The organism is Halovivax sp. (assembly GCA_007119345.1).
Classification (GTDB): domain Archaea; phylum Halobacteriota; class Halobacteria; order Halobacteriales; family Natrialbaceae; genus Halovivax.
Map to the genome: position 1 here is coordinate 1 of SKPV01000031.1, position 14462 is coordinate 14462.

Annotated in this window: 12 protein-coding genes and 1 tRNA gene; 5 read left to right on the forward strand and 8 right to left on the reverse strand. The window is 68.9% G+C overall.

The features are described from left to right. Window positions 1-221 precede the first annotated feature (221 nt). A complete protein-coding gene (locus QZT59_RS02790; RefSeq protein WP_290811025.1) occupies window positions 222-983 on the forward strand; it encodes an SDR family NAD(P)-dependent oxidoreductase in 762 nt (253 codons plus the stop codon). A gap of 31 nt (window positions 984-1014) precedes the next feature. On the opposite strand, the gene QZT59_RS02795 is transcribed toward QZT59_RS02790, so the two are convergent. Both QZT59_RS02795 and QZT59_RS02800 read right to left on the reverse strand, forming a co-directional pair. Further along, window positions 1015-1557 carry an NUDIX domain-containing protein gene (locus tag QZT59_RS02795; protein ID WP_290811028.1) on the reverse strand — a complete coding sequence of 181 codons (543 nt, stop codon included), beginning with the start codon at window positions 1555-1557 and terminating at the stop codon, window positions 1015-1017. A gap of 122 nt (window positions 1558-1679) precedes the next feature. Beyond that, a complete protein-coding gene (locus QZT59_RS02800; RefSeq protein ID WP_290811030.1) occupies window positions 1680-2651 on the reverse strand; it encodes a succinylglutamate desuccinylase/aspartoacylase family protein in 972 nt (323 codons plus the stop codon). Between the two features lie 233 nt (window positions 2652-2884). Between QZT59_RS02800 and QZT59_RS02805 the strand changes: the two genes are divergently transcribed. The 3 genes from QZT59_RS02805 to QZT59_RS02815 all read left to right on the forward strand — a co-directional run bounded on the left by QZT59_RS02805 (window position 2885) and on the right by QZT59_RS02815 (window position 4305). Continuing rightward, window positions 2885-3403: a peptidylprolyl isomerase gene (locus QZT59_RS02805; protein ID WP_290811033.1), complete on the forward strand. Its 519-nt coding sequence runs from the start codon at window positions 2885-2887 to the stop codon at window positions 3401-3403. A gap of 405 nt (window positions 3404-3808) precedes the next feature. After that, window positions 3809-4144: a ferredoxin gene (locus QZT59_RS02810; RefSeq protein ID WP_290811036.1), complete on the forward strand. Its 336-nt coding sequence runs from the start codon at window positions 3809-3811 to the stop codon at window positions 4142-4144. 76 nt (window positions 4145-4220) lie between these two features. Then, window positions 4221-4305: transfer RNA gene (locus QZT59_RS02815), tRNA-Leu, on the forward strand. A gap of 245 nt (window positions 4306-4550) precedes the next feature. On the opposite strand, the gene QZT59_RS02820 is transcribed toward QZT59_RS02815, so the two are convergent. The 3 genes from QZT59_RS02820 to QZT59_RS02830 form a co-directional block, all read right to left on the reverse strand. Continuing rightward, entirely contained in the window at window positions 4551-6971 is a 2421-nt protein-coding gene (locus QZT59_RS02820) for a glycosyltransferase family 39 protein (RefSeq protein WP_290811039.1), read from the reverse strand. Further along, a complete protein-coding gene (locus QZT59_RS02825) occupies window positions 6968-7822 on the reverse strand; it encodes a LamG-like jellyroll fold domain-containing protein (RefSeq protein ID WP_290811042.1) in 855 nt (284 codons plus the stop codon). Before QZT59_RS02825 ends, QZT59_RS02820 begins: the two co-directional genes overlap by 4 nt. 230 nt (window positions 7823-8052) lie before the next feature. Beyond that, window positions 8053-9495, reverse strand: a complete 1443-nt coding sequence (locus QZT59_RS02830) for a lipopolysaccharide biosynthesis protein (protein WP_290811045.1) — start codon at window positions 9493-9495, stop codon at window positions 8053-8055. Between the two features lie 95 nt (window positions 9496-9590). On the opposite strand from QZT59_RS02830, the gene QZT59_RS02835 reads away from it, so the two are divergent. Further along, window positions 9591-10592: an FkbM family methyltransferase gene (locus tag QZT59_RS02835; protein ID WP_290811048.1), complete on the forward strand. Its 1002-nt coding sequence runs from the start codon at window positions 9591-9593 to the stop codon at window positions 10590-10592. Between the two features lie 180 nt (window positions 10593-10772). On the opposite strand, the gene QZT59_RS02840 is transcribed toward QZT59_RS02835, so the two are convergent. The 3 genes from QZT59_RS02840 to QZT59_RS02850 form a co-directional block, all read right to left on the reverse strand. Next, entirely contained in the window at window positions 10773-11963 is a 1191-nt protein-coding gene (locus QZT59_RS02840) for a sugar-transfer associated ATP-grasp domain-containing protein (RefSeq protein ID WP_290811050.1), read from the reverse strand. Between the two features lie 100 nt (window positions 11964-12063). Further along, window positions 12064-12921: an FkbM family methyltransferase gene (locus QZT59_RS02845; RefSeq protein WP_290811053.1), complete on the reverse strand. Its 858-nt coding sequence runs from the start codon at window positions 12919-12921 to the stop codon at window positions 12064-12066. 239 nt (window positions 12922-13160) lie between these two features. Beyond that, on the reverse strand, window positions 13161-14462 hold a 1302-nt coding region (locus QZT59_RS02850; protein WP_290811056.1), incomplete at its 5' end, for a sugar-transfer associated ATP-grasp domain-containing protein.

The following is a 14462-nucleotide window of genomic DNA, read 5'->3' on the forward strand; positions in this document are numbered from 1 at the left end:
CGAGACGTCGATTCGATCGAGGAGGGTCTCGAGGTTGCGCGCGGCGTGATCGAGGACGGGAGCGCCGCTGACGCGCTGGCCGAGCTGCGGGGGTTCTGAACCCCGCTCTCGAATCACACCTTCTCGTTTCCATCGTTCCTCCCGAACCGACTCTTACAGAACAGTGGTAGCAATCTCGCCGAAGTAATTGCATTTATGTTACGTCAGGGTGACCACGGCCCATGCGACTCGAGGACAAGACGGCCGTCGTCACGGGGGCTGCATCGGGGATCGGACGCGCGACGGCGGAGCGGTTCGCTCGGGAGGGCGCACGCGTCATCGTCACCGACGTCGACGACGACGGCGGCGAGGCGGTCGTCGACGAGATCGAATCCGCGGGGGGCGAGGCGGGATTCAGGAAGCTCGACGTCACCGACGCCGAGGGGTTCCACGCGGTCGTCGACGACGTGGCCGACGAGTTCGGCCTCGACGTGATCGTCAACAACGCCGGGACGGGACACCCGTCCGCGGCGATCGAGGACACGGACGAGTCGATGCGCGACTTCGTCATCGACGTGAACGTCAAGGGAGTCTGGAACGGCTGTCACGCCGCCCTTCCCCACATGAAGTCCAAGGGCCACGGCGCGATCGTCAACGTCGGCTCGCTCGCGAGCCTGCTGGGGCTGCCGAAGCAGGCGGCCTACTCGCTCAGCAAGGGGGCGGTGTTGAACTTCACGCGCGCGATCGCGGCCGAGGCCGGTCCGTACGGCGTTCGCGCGAACACCGTCTGTCCGGGTTTCACCGACACGAGCCTGCTCGATCAGTACCTCGCGATGCAGGAGGATCCGGAGGCCGCCCGGGAGGCGCTGGCCGCGGAGTATCCGCTGAAGCGGCTGGGCGAACCCGAGGAGATCGCCGACAGCATCCTCTTTCTGGCGAGCGAGGAGGCCTCCTGGATCACCGGCCACGGCCTGGTGATCGACGGCGGCTTCTCGACCTGCTGAGGGGCGCCCGCCGAATCAGCCGACCCGGTCGTCAGGCGCGCGCAAGCGCCGATCGGGCCTTCTCGAGCCACCACTCGAGGTCCTTGTACGCCTCCGGCCAGCTGGTCAGGAGTCGGTCGTCGGCGGCCGCGAGCTCGGCCGGCGTCCAGTAGCGCGCGTCGGCAACCTCGTGATCCGGCTGGGGCTCGCCCTCCGCGTCGGCGGCGTCCAGGGCGTAGCAGACGTACGTCTTGTGCATCGTCCCAAACTTGGGGAACGTCCTGGCGTCGAACAGCACCAGATCCTCGGGGGCGGCCCGAAGCGTCGTCTCCTCTTCCAGCTCCCGCACGCCGGCGACGTCGGGACCTTCTCCCGCTTCGACGAAGCCGCCCGGGGTCCCCCAGAGATCACGGTCGGGGACGTCGACCTTGACGAGCAGTATCGAGCGGTCGTCGACGACGGCCACCCTGGCGGTCGGACTGGGATGGTAGATCACTGGTTCGTCGCAGTCGGGACAGTGAAAGCGATCCGGCGGATCGACCGGCGCGAGCCGCGCGCCACACCGTGGACAGTGATCGGGCGGTTCCCTGACCATACGCGTCCGGACGGGGACCGAGACGAAAATCGCTCCGGTGGTCACCGACCTCGCCGGTGGCCCTCTAACTCGACGGGCTCACCCTCGCCGGTCAGCGCGCTCGACGGTCCCGGAACCCGGTCTCACTCCTCTCGGACGATCGCGACGCTCGCCAGCTTGTCGCCGGCCTTGACCGTCGCCTCGCGGGTCAGCGCGTAGAGGATCCCCTCCCGGTCGGCCGCGACGTCCTGGAGGGGTTCGTACGTCGTCGGCTCGTAGACGGTCCCCAGCGGTGCCCCTTCCGGGACGTACTCGCCGAGTTCGAGCGAGGGGTTCGGCCGGAACAGCCCGGACGCCGACGCGGTGACCTGCCCGAGGTGATTCCGGGCGTCGGTCTGCTCGCGGTCTGGGACCGAGCCGTCGAGCATGCCGAGGTGCCGGCAGACGTCGAGGAGCCCCTCGACGCCGAGTTCGACGACCGGTTCGACGAGCTGCTTGCTGTGGGCCAGTTCCGGCGTGATCGACGGGATCCCCTCGTGGTCGGCGGCGACCCGGAGCTTCCCGGCGAAGCCCCGTCGGTGCCACTCGTCGGGAGCGTCGTCGCCGGCCTCCTCGGCGAGCAGCAGGTCGGTGCCGAACGCCTCGGCGAGCGCCCGCGAACGGTTGCTCCCGTCGAGATAGACCACGTGTGGGTGCATGTCCGGACTCCCCGTGTGGAGATCGACGACGGCGTCGGCCTCCTCGACGAACTCCCAGAGGCGGGCGGCCATCCGCTGGTGGAGCGAGCCCGTCACGTCGCCGGGCCAGACGCGGTTCATGTTGGGGTTGACGCTGTCGATCACTTCGGGCGTCGTGTACGAGACGCGGTCGAACGTCAGCGGGTTCGCGACGGGGACGGCGATCACGGTCCCGGACAGGGCGCCCGGTGAGAGGGCGTCGTGAAACCGCCGGAGACTCTCGGTGCCGTTTACTTCGCGACCGTGCTGGGCGGCCTGGACGTACAGCGTCGGACCGTCCGCGGCGCCCTCGTAGGTGTGGACGGTCGTCTCGATCGCGACGCCGGAGGGAAGCGTCGCCAGCGTGATCCGCTCTGCCGTGTGGGAGCCGGCGGGCATGGTCGACGGGTTCCACAGGCTACGGTATGTACGTGGGGGGAACCGGTCACCGACCCGAGACGTTTCCGCCGTCGGGCGGCTATCACGGTGCTCGAGTGCGATCGGCGATCACGGGGCTCGCGGACGATCGGCCGTCACGGGGCTCGGGCGCGGTCGCCCGTCACGGCGCTCTGCCGCGATCGCCGCCGGCGGAGATCACCACCGTTTTCACCGCGCCCGCCCTCGACGGCGATATGGGTAACCCAACGGCGACCCTGCACACGACCGAAGGTGACGTCGAGGTCGAACTCTTCGCAGAGCGCGCTCCGCGGACGGTCGAGAACTTCGTCGGACTCGCGACGGGCGAGCGCGAGTGGACCGACCCCGAGACCGGCGAAACCGTCGAGGACGAGCCGCTGTACGACGACGTCCAGTTCCACCGGATCATCGAGGGCTTCATGATCCAGGGTGGCGACCCGACCGGCACCGGCCGCGGCGGTCCGGGGTACACCTTCGACGACGAGTTCCACCCGGAGCTTCGCCACGACTCGGCGGGGATCCTCAGCATGGCGAACTCCGGACCCAACACCAACGGATCGCAGTTCTTCATCACGCTCGACGCCCAGCCCCACCTCGACGACCGCCACTCCGTGTTCGGCGAGGTGGTAGACGGCATGGACGTCGTCCGCGAGCTCGGCGCCGTCGAGACGGGCCCCAACGATCAGCCGAAGGCGGACGTCCGCCTGGAATCGGTCACCGTCGACCGCGACTGACCGGGGACGGGACGACCGTCGATCGTCAATCGACCCGTCGTCCGTATCGCCGGCGTCGATGCCCGGGGTTCCGCCGCATCCCCCTGCTCCTCGGCGGCCGTGGCGGTGCACTCGTCCCGTCGGCGATCGTTCGACGAACATGATGAGATAGCGAAAATAGAAATATTAATGATGGCCCGTGCGTACCGTGCTACTACCTGACGAGAGTCAGGGATGGGGGTCCGACGGAGCTGATGGGGGTCCGCTTCGTCGGCATTTTCACGAGGCACGACGGTTCGACCGACCGGTTTCTCCGTCGATCGTCGCGGTCGTACCCGAGCGCGTCGACGCCGATACGATCTCGGTCGAGGCCGTCAGCGCCGACGAACCGTAACCGGAAAGGTTCGGCGAGCGAAGGGACGTGTAATGAGCGACGGAATCGAGCGGCCGAGCGACGTCGGTTCGGCGGACGGGCCGCCGGTCGAGGAGAAACCGTACAAGATCGTCTTCGAGGCGAACAAGTGCTTCGGCGCCGGGAAGTGCGCGGAGGTCTCGGACAACTGGGACCTCGACCTTGACACCGGTCTGGCCCGTCCGAGATCGTACTACGTGGGCGAGGAGGACCTCGAGGAAAATATCCGAGCCGCCGAGGTCTGTCCGGCGAAGAAGGGCGACGGCTGCATCCACGTCGTCGATCGCCGCACCGACGAGGAGTTGGCGCCCGACCCGCACGGCGACGGGACGCTCTCGGTGGACTGGTGAGCGGCGGGCGTTCGGTCGAAGCGCTCCGCATCGAAACGCACAACCACTCCCCCCATCTACTGTCGGACGCACTTCGGCGAGGGTAGCCAAGCCAGGCCAACGGCAGCGGGCTTAAGACCCGCTCCCGTAGGGGTCCTTGGGTTCGAATCCCAACCCTCGCACTCGTCACGAGCGATCCGCGAGTGACGAGTGTGAGACGCGGGATTCGAATCAGGGAGGTCGCACGCTCGCGAACGTCGTGAGCGAGAACGTCCGACCGTGGTTCGAATCCCAACCCTCGCCTTATCGCCACGGGCCGCTCTCGAGCAGCTGGAGGTAGCTCGTCACCATCCGGAGCGGTTCCTGCACGTCGTGGGAGGCGGCGTAGGCGAACTGTTCGAGCAGATCGTTCGTCGACCATCACCGTTCACCCGTCGATCGACGACGCTCGTTCGTCGACCGGCACCGCTCCCCCGCCGATCGACGCCGCCGGGCCGCCGACCGTCTCCGCTCGGTCCTCGGTCATCGTCTCGTCGAAGTAGTACACCTCGACGCGGGTGTCGTCAACCCCGCTTCCGTGGCGCTGTTCGAAGTTCTCCTCGACGTACTCGCGGACCTCGGGGTGGACGTGGTAGGTCTTGCCCGTCTCCCACGTCACCCACCCGGAGTCGTGTCGCTCGAGATCGTCGTGGAATTCGTCCGGCCCGTACTCCTGGTTGTTCAGCATGCTGATCCACTCCGCGTCCTCGGGAAGTTCCCGGAGGTAGTAGTCGCGAGCGTACTGGGCGAACAGGGCGTCGTCCTCCTCGTACTCGTCGACGATCGTCCCGTAGGCGGTCCGGAAATCCTCGCGGTCCTCGTGGTAGAGCCGGTCTGCGTCCCAGCTGTACGTGCCGGCGTACATCGGGAAGACCAGGCACGAGACGAGGAGGACGACGAGCCCGACCGCGAGCAGCGGCGAGCGCATCGAGCGAACGAACTCGGCGTAGACCAGCAGGAGCAGCGCGACCGCGAACGGTACGACGTGGACGGTGTAGGCGAAGCTGGCGTACCGGTCGCCGACGTGGACGTAGAAGACGAGCGCGAACACACAGAGGAGGTAACAAAAGAGCAGCTTCTGGCGCCGCGGCTCGTCGTCGATTCGAGCCAGGAGGGCGAAGCCGGCGAGGAAGAACGCGACGCCCGCGGTCGCTTCGAACGGGAACCGCAGCAGGTACGACAGGTAGACGACGTTCTCCCTGGCGAAAAACGAGAGGAACTGGTCGAGAAACGCCAGGCGATCGGTGGTGTGGGCGACGAGGGCGACGGCCGCGAGTCCGGCGGTGCCGATCGCGGAGGCGGTGCGGTACTTGGGCTCTCGAGTGGCCACGGCCCGATAGCAGACGTAGACGTAGGCCACCGCGAGCACGAGGAGCGCGTTGTAGTGGACCTGGTAGGCGACGTAGAGAACCGGCAGCGTGAGGAGGCCGAGCCCGAGGTTGAAGTCGAGGTATCGATCGATCAGGCGGTTCGATCGATCGTTCCGGAGGTTCAGCGAGTTCCCTTCGGTCGTCGTCCGGTGGACGAGGTACGTGAGGAGGAGGAACAGCGGGATCAAGAGCGCGTACATCCGCGCCCACCGGAAGTAAAAGAGCGTGCTCGGGTAGATGGCCAGCGCCGCAGCGGTCGCGAGCGCGACCGTCCGGTCCTCGGTGAAGTAGCGGAACACGACGTACGCGACGGGGACGGTCGCCGCGCCGAACAGCGCGGAGACGAGCCGCGCCGACCACTCCGAGATCCCGAAGACCGCGTACGAGGCGGCGACCAACAACGTGTGCGGCCAGGCGCGATCGTAGTAACGACTCCCTTGGTCGTCGGCGATCCAGTTCCACAGGTAGAGCTCGCCCGTATAGTAGTAGCTCGCGGCGGCGTCGACCACCAGATACTCGTCGCCGAAGAGGTGGAGCTCGCCGAGTCGGTAGAAGATGACGCCGATCGCGCCGAGGGTGACGGCCGCGAGGCCGACCCCGTGGGCGGTGATCGGGACGGTCCGGCCGCGGACCTCGTACGACCGGCGGTCGAGACCGGCGACGGCTCGCCGCAGCCGATCCGCGACCGGCAGCGCTCCGACCCGTCCGGCACCGGACCGATCGCCCGCGCCATCGGTTCGTCCGCTGCCGCCGTCGGTGCGGCTACCGACGCCGCCGGTCCGCTCGCTTGCGCCGCCGGTCCGCCTCACCGGCCTCCGCTCGCGCCGGTCTCCCTCCTGCCAGAGGACGAGGCCGACGAGCGCGGCCGTCAGCAGGTAGGTGTTCGCCGTCACCGCTTGCGCCGCCGTCTCCGAAAACAGCGGCGCCACGGCGACGACCGTCGCGAGTACCGCGCCGGCGCGCGTCGCCGCGCGCGCCGTCTCGTCGTCCCGGAGGAGGAGCGTCAGCCCCAGCAGGGAGACGGTAGCGTAGAAGACGATCGAGAGGTCGACGTGATGGTGGAGTCGGAGTCGCGTCGCCGAGAGGACGATCAGGAGCGCGTAGAGGGCGACGAGGTTCCGCGTCGAGAGCCACACGAATTTGATCACCCGGGGCCTGGATCGGACACGGTCGATCGGGTCGGCGAGCGCCCGTCCGACCCGGGACGGAACCGGGAGGGCCGGTCCGTGGCGCTCCGCGAGGACGACCGCGCCGACCGCGAGCGCGAGCGTACCCAGGACCTCGGGTCGAAACAGGGGCGCCGCCGACAGCACCTCGGCGGTGTGGAGGAGGAAGGCGGCGACGACCGCCCCGGTGACGAGCCAGGCGAGGCGCGCGGCCGGGCCGCGTCGTCCGATCGACGGGTTGTGACCCCGGCTATCCGCGATCTCGGCGGTCACCCGTTCCCACCTCCGTCCGCCCGGAGAGCGTCGGTTCCGGGTTCACCTGCGCCTCGTCGACGGGCCTCCACCCCCGCAGCACCGACGGCGAGCAGGACGGTCGCGAGGGCGCTCGCGTATCGGAACTCGTCGGTGAACGCGAACCCGGGCAGGCGGGACGATCCGGCGTGGAGCGCGCGAACCTCGCCGGACGTGGCGGCGCGGTCGTAGACGGCGACGGAGCCGACGTCGCCGTCGAGGTGGTAGCCGTCGGGGCGCTGGCCCACGTAGATCGTCTCCGTCGGGCCCACCGCGCCGACGTCCCGCTCGTCCACGAACTCGCCGTCGAGGTAGAGTTCGAACGTGCCGTCCCGGTGGACGGCCGTCACCTGCCGCCAACTCCCGTCGGCGGTGCCGTCCGCGGCTGCGATCCCGGTCTCGGGCGTGTAGAAGCCGTACCGATCGTCGCGGACGACGACCCACCACTCTTCGCTCGTCACGATCCCGGCGAAGTAGCCGTGGTGGCTCGCCCGGACGTCGACGGTGACCGTGAAGTCGCCCCCGAGCGACCGGTCCAGGGGAACCTCGAGGTGGTGGCCGCCGTCCGCGAACGCCATCGTCCCGTCGGTATCGTCGACGGCGTCGCGGGCGTCATGGTCCGCCGCGACGACCTCGCCGTGGTTTCCGTCGCCGCTCCCGTCGGGGACCACGTCGTCGGTCACGGACTCGTCCTCGAAGTCGAAGTGGACGATGCGATGGTCGTCGATTCCGGCCGCCCCGATCGCGACGGCGGCGAGCAGGACGATCGCGGCGGCGGCCAGAAGGAGGCGCGTGATCGTCCGGTACCGGCCCATCTCCCTCGATCCCGACACCGAAGGAGGGCTTATACTTTGGCCAATAATCCCGCGATGCGGTCGGGTTACGGGCCGGATACGCGAGCCGTGAACGGGGAACCGCTCCGACCGTTCGACCGCCGGAGGGATCCGGTTTGACGCCCGATAGCGGAGTCGAGGTTCCCGTTTCCCGCCCGAACGCGGTAACCGGTACAGCGGCGGCGGGTCGACGGACAGGTTTCCACCGGCGGCGGGTCGACGGGCAGGTTTCACCGGTCCAGCGGCGGCAGGTCGACGGGCAGGTTCCGGCGTACGGTCCCGCGGAACCGACCCGAGAGCCCGAAGAGCGCGAGGAAGTAGGCGCCGCCGCCGAGGGCGACCAATGCCAGGACGAACGGGACGTTGTACGCCGCCATAGCCGTCCCTTCTCCGAGAGCCCGGGCGCCGTAGACGAGCGCGCCCATCGCGAGGGCGGCGGCGGTCTGGCGGCCGACCTCGAGAACCGGCAACGATACCTCGACCAATCTCGTGACGGCGACGAGGGCGTACGCGAAGCTCAGCGTGGCGGCGAGGCCGGTCGCGATGGCGGCGCCCACCCAGCCGATCTCCGCGATCAGCGCGACGTTGAGGATCACGTTGCTCGCGATGAACAGCCCGTTGACGCGAAAGCCGACGTCCGGGCGGTCGATCGCGTTCAGCGCGTTCACCAGCTGCTTCTGGTAGCCGTAGACGAGGTAGCCGGCGACGAGCAGCCACAGGACGGCCGTCCCCTCCACGAACTCGCGCCCGTAGATGAGCAGCAGGCGGTCGCCGACGATCGCGGCGCCGACCAGGCCCGGAATGAGGAATATCCCGGCGTAGGCGACCGAGTCTTCCACCAGCGACGCGACCGCGGCGCCGTCGCCGTCCGAGGAGACGGCGCTGATCTCGGGGAAGAGGGTCGTGCCGATCGCGGTGCCGAAGGTGTTGAGAAACGACGCGATCGAGAGCGCGATGAGGTAGACCCCGACCAGCCCCTGTGAGACGAACAGACCGAGTACGGTGACGTCCACCCAGCGAAAGCTCTCCTCGCGGACCGTCCCCAGCCACGCCCACTTGGCGTAGGTGAGGATGCTCTGGAAGTGCGCTCGCGCCGGTCGACGGACGGCCGGCCGGAGAAAGAGGAGGCCGGCGACGGCCGCGACGAGCCAGCCGATCCCGTAGCCGAGCAGGAGGCCGCCGAGGCCGAGGCCGGCCACCACCAGGCCGAACTGGACCACGCTCGCACAGAACAGCCGCGCCGGCGAGAGGATCGCGAACACGTGGACGTAGTGGCGTCCCTGGAGGGCCGCCATCGAGAGCCGGTACAGCAACGACGCACCCGCGAGGAAGAGCAGCAATTCGAGAACCGGCGCACCGACGTAGCCCTCCACCGGGTCGCGGGCGGCGACCAGCGCGACCGCGACGACGACGAAAAACGCGGCCATCAGGAGCGCCCCCGCCGTGAGGTGCGCGCCGGGGTCGTTGTCCTCGCTGAGTCGCTTGACGATCGCCTTCTCGAGTCCCAGCTTGCCGGCCATCTCGAGCCACGAGACGACCGCGAGCGCGAGGGCGTACATCCCGAGCACCTCCGCGCCCAGCATTCTGGCGAAGTAGACGGTCGCGACGAAGCTGACGCCGATCGCGACGGACTTCGCGACGAAGTACGTGATCGCCGTCTGTCCGCGCTTCACGATCGATCACCCGCGACGGCGGGCCGGTCGCGACCACCCGGGAGGGCGGGACCATCGGTGTGAACTTTACGGTACCGCGGGTCGTGAGACGGTCCGTGTCGCAACTGGGCCACCGCCTCCGATCGCTGTACAGGGTCGCCCGCGGTCGCGGCCTCCTCGAGGCCTTCCAGGTGTCGGTCGTCAATCCCCTCTACGGCGTCTGGGTGGAACGAGTGCGCGACGACGTGGTGCGGCGGGACGGCCTCGCGTTCCACCTCGACGAGGAGGGCGTCTCGACCTTCACGAAGGGCGCGATCGCCCGCCGGAGACACGAGCGACAGGAGCGAACCCTCCTGGAGCGCCACGTGCCGCCGGAAACGGACGTGATCGAACTCGGCGGCGGCGTCGGCTATCTGACCGCCATCGTCGATCGTCGCGTCGACGGCGAGGTGATCGTCGTCGAGGCGAACCCGGACCTGGTCCCCCTGCTCGAGCGGAACCGAGCGGCCAACGACCTCGACTACGAGATCGTCAACGCCGCCTACGCCCCCGAACGGGAAGCGGTCACGTTTCCGGTGGCGAGCAACTACAAGTTCAGCAGTCGTCACAAGCGGTCCGGGAACACGACCGTCGTGCCGGCGACGAGCCTCGAGCGTCTCGTCCGTCGCTACGATCTCGACGCCTCCGCGCTGATCGTGGACGTCGAGGGGGACGAGATCGAACTCGTCCGGGAGGAACTCGACGTCCTCGAGTCGGTCTGTGACTGGCTGCTGATCGAGTTCCACGCGAAGATGACCGGGTACGAGGCGGTCGATACGACCAGGCGGCGGCTGGAAACGGCCGGGTTCCGGTCGCTCGACCGCCGCCCCGGCGTCGAACTCTTCGTGGCCGAGGAACCGATGGCGTCCGAGCCGGTTGGGGAGAGGTCGGGCGCGATGGGGGAGCAGGGATCCGAGGTAGCCGCGGAGCCGGCCTCCAAGACGACGGGGGAACGGGGGTCCGAGTCGACGGGGGAACGGGGGTCCGAGTCGACGGGGGAACGGGGGTCCGAGTCGACGGGGGTGCCCGCGTCCGAAGCGGTCGACGAGGCCGATCCGGTTCGATCCGACGATGAGTGAACCCGACGGCGGGAGGCGCGAATCCCTTGGGATCGGTGAGGACGCCGGGGGATTCGAACGTCGACGGACCGCCGACCGGTACCGCGACGGACGCGACCTGATGCGGCCACACCCGAGCCGTCGGCTCCTGGCCGCCGACCTCGCCCCGCCGACGCTGCGGTACCGGTTCCACACGGTCGATCACCGGACGCCGTGGTGCTCGAAGAACCGCCGGTTGCGCTCGTCGGCGACGAGCGGGACGTGCGGCTGGATCACGTCGATGTCCGGCCAGTTGTTCCCCTCGATGACGACGAACGAGCCGTCGTCGTCGGTCTGGAGCACGTCCCAGCCGACGTACGGGGTGAGCGATCCGAGGTAGTCGGCCATTGCGAGCACCTCCTCGACGGTCGCCGCCCACGACGGCACCGTCCGGCCTCGAATCTTCGCGCCGGTTTCGGGGTGGACGTCGTGCTCGCCGCGTCGATCGCCGTCCGGATACGAGACGGCGGCCGAGAGCTCGCCCGTCTCCAGATCGACGTTCGCGGCGATCCCGCCCTTCGACCAGTTGTCGACGGGCGAGGACGCGCTCGTTCCGATCCGCTGGACCGCGGCGGCGACGTAGGGCTCGCGCGTTTCCGGATCGATCATCGTGACGATCCTGATAGTGTTCGGGCTGTCCGGGTACAGCGAGCGCGGGAACGGTCCCTGTTCGACGAACGCCGTGAGGATGTGCGCGTCGTGTTCGGTCGCCAGACGTTCGACGTCCGCTCGACTCGCGGATGCCCCGTCGATGGCGTACCCGTCGCTTTCGGCCGAGACGATGTGGACGTCCTCGCCGCCGGAGCCTCCCTGGGGCCGGACGACGACGGTCCCGGCCGCGTCGACGCAGGATGCGACGGATCCGACCGCGTCGGGGTCTGCGTCGGATCCGACAGCGTCGTGGTCCGCGTCGGATCCGACCGTCCCGCTGGACGGCGCCTCGACGTCGGCGTCGGATCCGATCGGCTCGCTGTACGGCGTCCGGACGACCCGCCCGTCGCGGACGACACCGTAACAGTCGGGAAGGTGCGCCGCCCACTCCGGGCCCATCACGTAGTAGAACAGCGCCTTGTTCCGGTGGACGTAGCCGGCCTTCCCGTTGATTTTCCGGGTCTCGATCCGCTCCCAGTTCGAGAGGTACCGGTCGAGGTCCCCGCCGTCCAGCTCGAAGAGCGGCACGGATTCGGAGAAGAACCCTCGCCGGAGCGCCCAGAGCCGGGTCCGCAGCGAGAGGCCGGGGTGGTGTTTGAGCTCCCGATTGACGAAGAACATCGACGCCCAGAGCCGCCAGTTCGCGCGCTCTCTGGCGTCGTCGGCCCACCGCCCGACCCGTCGGATCCAGGGGTACAGCATCGGTTACGTTAGCTCCGTCTCCCGGTTCCCTCGAGAGCGAGGGGTGCCCGTTCCCGACCCTCGTCGCGAGGCGCCCGCGCTCGGTACGCGACTGTCCGTGTCATCGGGAACCGGGTCGTCGTTCGCCGGCCAGTCGGGGGTTCCGGTAGATCACCTTCTCCGTCTTGTCGTTCGCTCGACTATCCAGGGCCACCAGCTCGGTCTCTTCGAGCGTCTCGCGCGCCTCGCGAACGTCGCGTTCGACGTCGTCGAAGTGGTGGTACTCGACCACGAGGTAGGGACAGGACTCGCGGACGAGGTCCAGCTCCGCGTCGACGAGGTCGACCTCCGCCCCTTCGACGTCGACGATCAGGACGAACTCCTCGAGGTCGTACGCGTCGCGCAACTCCCCGAGGCTGACGCCGACGACGGTGCCCGCGCTTCGAACCCGGGCGGCACCGTCCCGTCGGTGTCGGGCGGTGCTCGCCTTGATGAACTGCTCGCCGATCGCCAGCTCGACGTCCGTTCCGTCGGGTTCGTACGCCCGCTCGACGATCTCGAAGCTCGCGTCGTTCAGCTCGCGGGTCCGCTTCAGGGTCGGCAGGATCGCCGGGTTGGGCTCGACGACGAGTTGGTCGCCCGCGATCCGGCGATCGACGACGCAGGCGACGAACCCGATCCCGCCGCCGAGTTCGACGACGTCGAGGGTGGGCGGGACGTACCGTTCGACGAAGTCGGCGATCTCGTGCTCGTAGCGGTTCATCGCGAGCTTGTGGACCTCCCCTCGCACGAGTTCGTCGCTCGCGTCCACGACGATCCCCCGCGATCGGATCGGTCGAGCCCGACTGTACAGGCGGACCGCGATCCGGAACGCTTCGCTCGCGTACACCACTTCGCCCGGTTCCGAGACGACCTTGCCGACGGTTCCGGAGAGCCCCTCCTCCCGGAGGTTCCGCGCCGCGAGTTTCCCGAGTCCCATCCGTCCAATCCACGGCGATTTCGCTGTTAAGCGTTGGCGTCCGTCGGTCCGGTAAGGGCTCCGTACCGGCGCGGGTCGTCGTCACGCTCGGCGGTGGGGCGACCGGCTGCCGCTCGCGGTTGTCCGGCGGCCGGCCGCTACTCGCGGCGGCTCGGCGATCGGCCGCTACTCGCGGCGGCTCGGCGATCGGCCGCTACTCACGGTACCTCGGCGACCGGCCGAAGTGGATCGACCGGCCGCTAGATCACGCCGTGATACTCGTAGAACCGCCTGACCTGCGGATCGTCCAGCAACGGATCGAACGCCTGCAGCATGTTGACGTCGGAGTAGCGGTTCCCCTCGACGATCGCGACGTACGGTTCATCGTCGGTCGCGACGACGTCCCAGCCGACGTAGGGCAGTCCCGGATACGCACCCGCGACGTCGAGGACCGCCTCGACGATCGCGTCCCAGCGCGGAATCGCCCGCCCGGCGATCGGCTCGCCCGTCTCGGGGTGGCGGTCGACGCGTCGGAGTCCGCCGCCCTCGGTTCGACACCCTCCCTCGACCAGGCGGCCCTCCGCTTCGTCGATCTTTCCGACGCAGCCGCCCTCGGTCCAGTTGTCGAGCGGCGCCGACTCCGACGAGCCGAACCGATGGACGGCGCGCGCGAGGAACGGCTCGCCCGTCCGCGGATCGAACATCGTCAGCATCCTGATGGTGTTCGTCGAGTCCGGAAAGATCGCCTCGGCGTAGGCCGCTTGCTCGACGTACTCGCACAGCAGGTACTCGGCGTCTCCGCTCCCGTCTCCACCTCCGTCTTCGGCCCGGATTCGTCCGTTCTCCGACGAGGTTCGCTCGTCGTCGACCGCGAGGTCGCCATCCGGAACCCCGTCACCAACCGGACTCGCGTCCGCAGGGTTGTCGATCGCCGTACTCCCGTCCGGGACTCCGTCTCCCGCGGTCCTCCCGTCCGGGACTCCGTTGCCCGCCGCGCTCCCGTTCGAGAGGACGTCGATCGCCGGCAGAACGCGAACCCCGTCGCCCCCGCCTCCGGTGCGGGGCTTCACCACCACCGACCGTCCGTCGTCGGCGAGCGTCCGGAGAAACGCCCGGGGCTCCCCGGCGGCGTCGACCGGGTACCACCCCTCCGGCGGGAGGTAGTAGTAGAGATCGGGGAGATACCGGTCGAATTCGGGGGTCAGTAGCTCGTGGAACAGCAGCTTGTCGTCCAGCACGCGCCCCGAGGGACCGTTGATCTCGATCGTCTCGACGTCCCGCGCGTAGTTCGAGAGGTACCGATCGACGGTCGCCGGCGAGAGGTCGAAGATCGCACCCGCCTCGGAGAGGAACCCGTTCCGCCAGAACCAGAGTCGCTCGCTGGCGGGGAGATCGACGGTTCGACCGGTCCGGAACTCCCGCTCGATCAGTCCCCCGATACGCTTGATCCGCCGGAGGCGTCCCGCCATTCCGTCGGCGAGCCGCTCGATAGGAGACGGTCGGTTCGAAAATCGCTCGATCGGAAGAACCACGTCCGAGTGCCGTTCGCCCGATGACGTTCC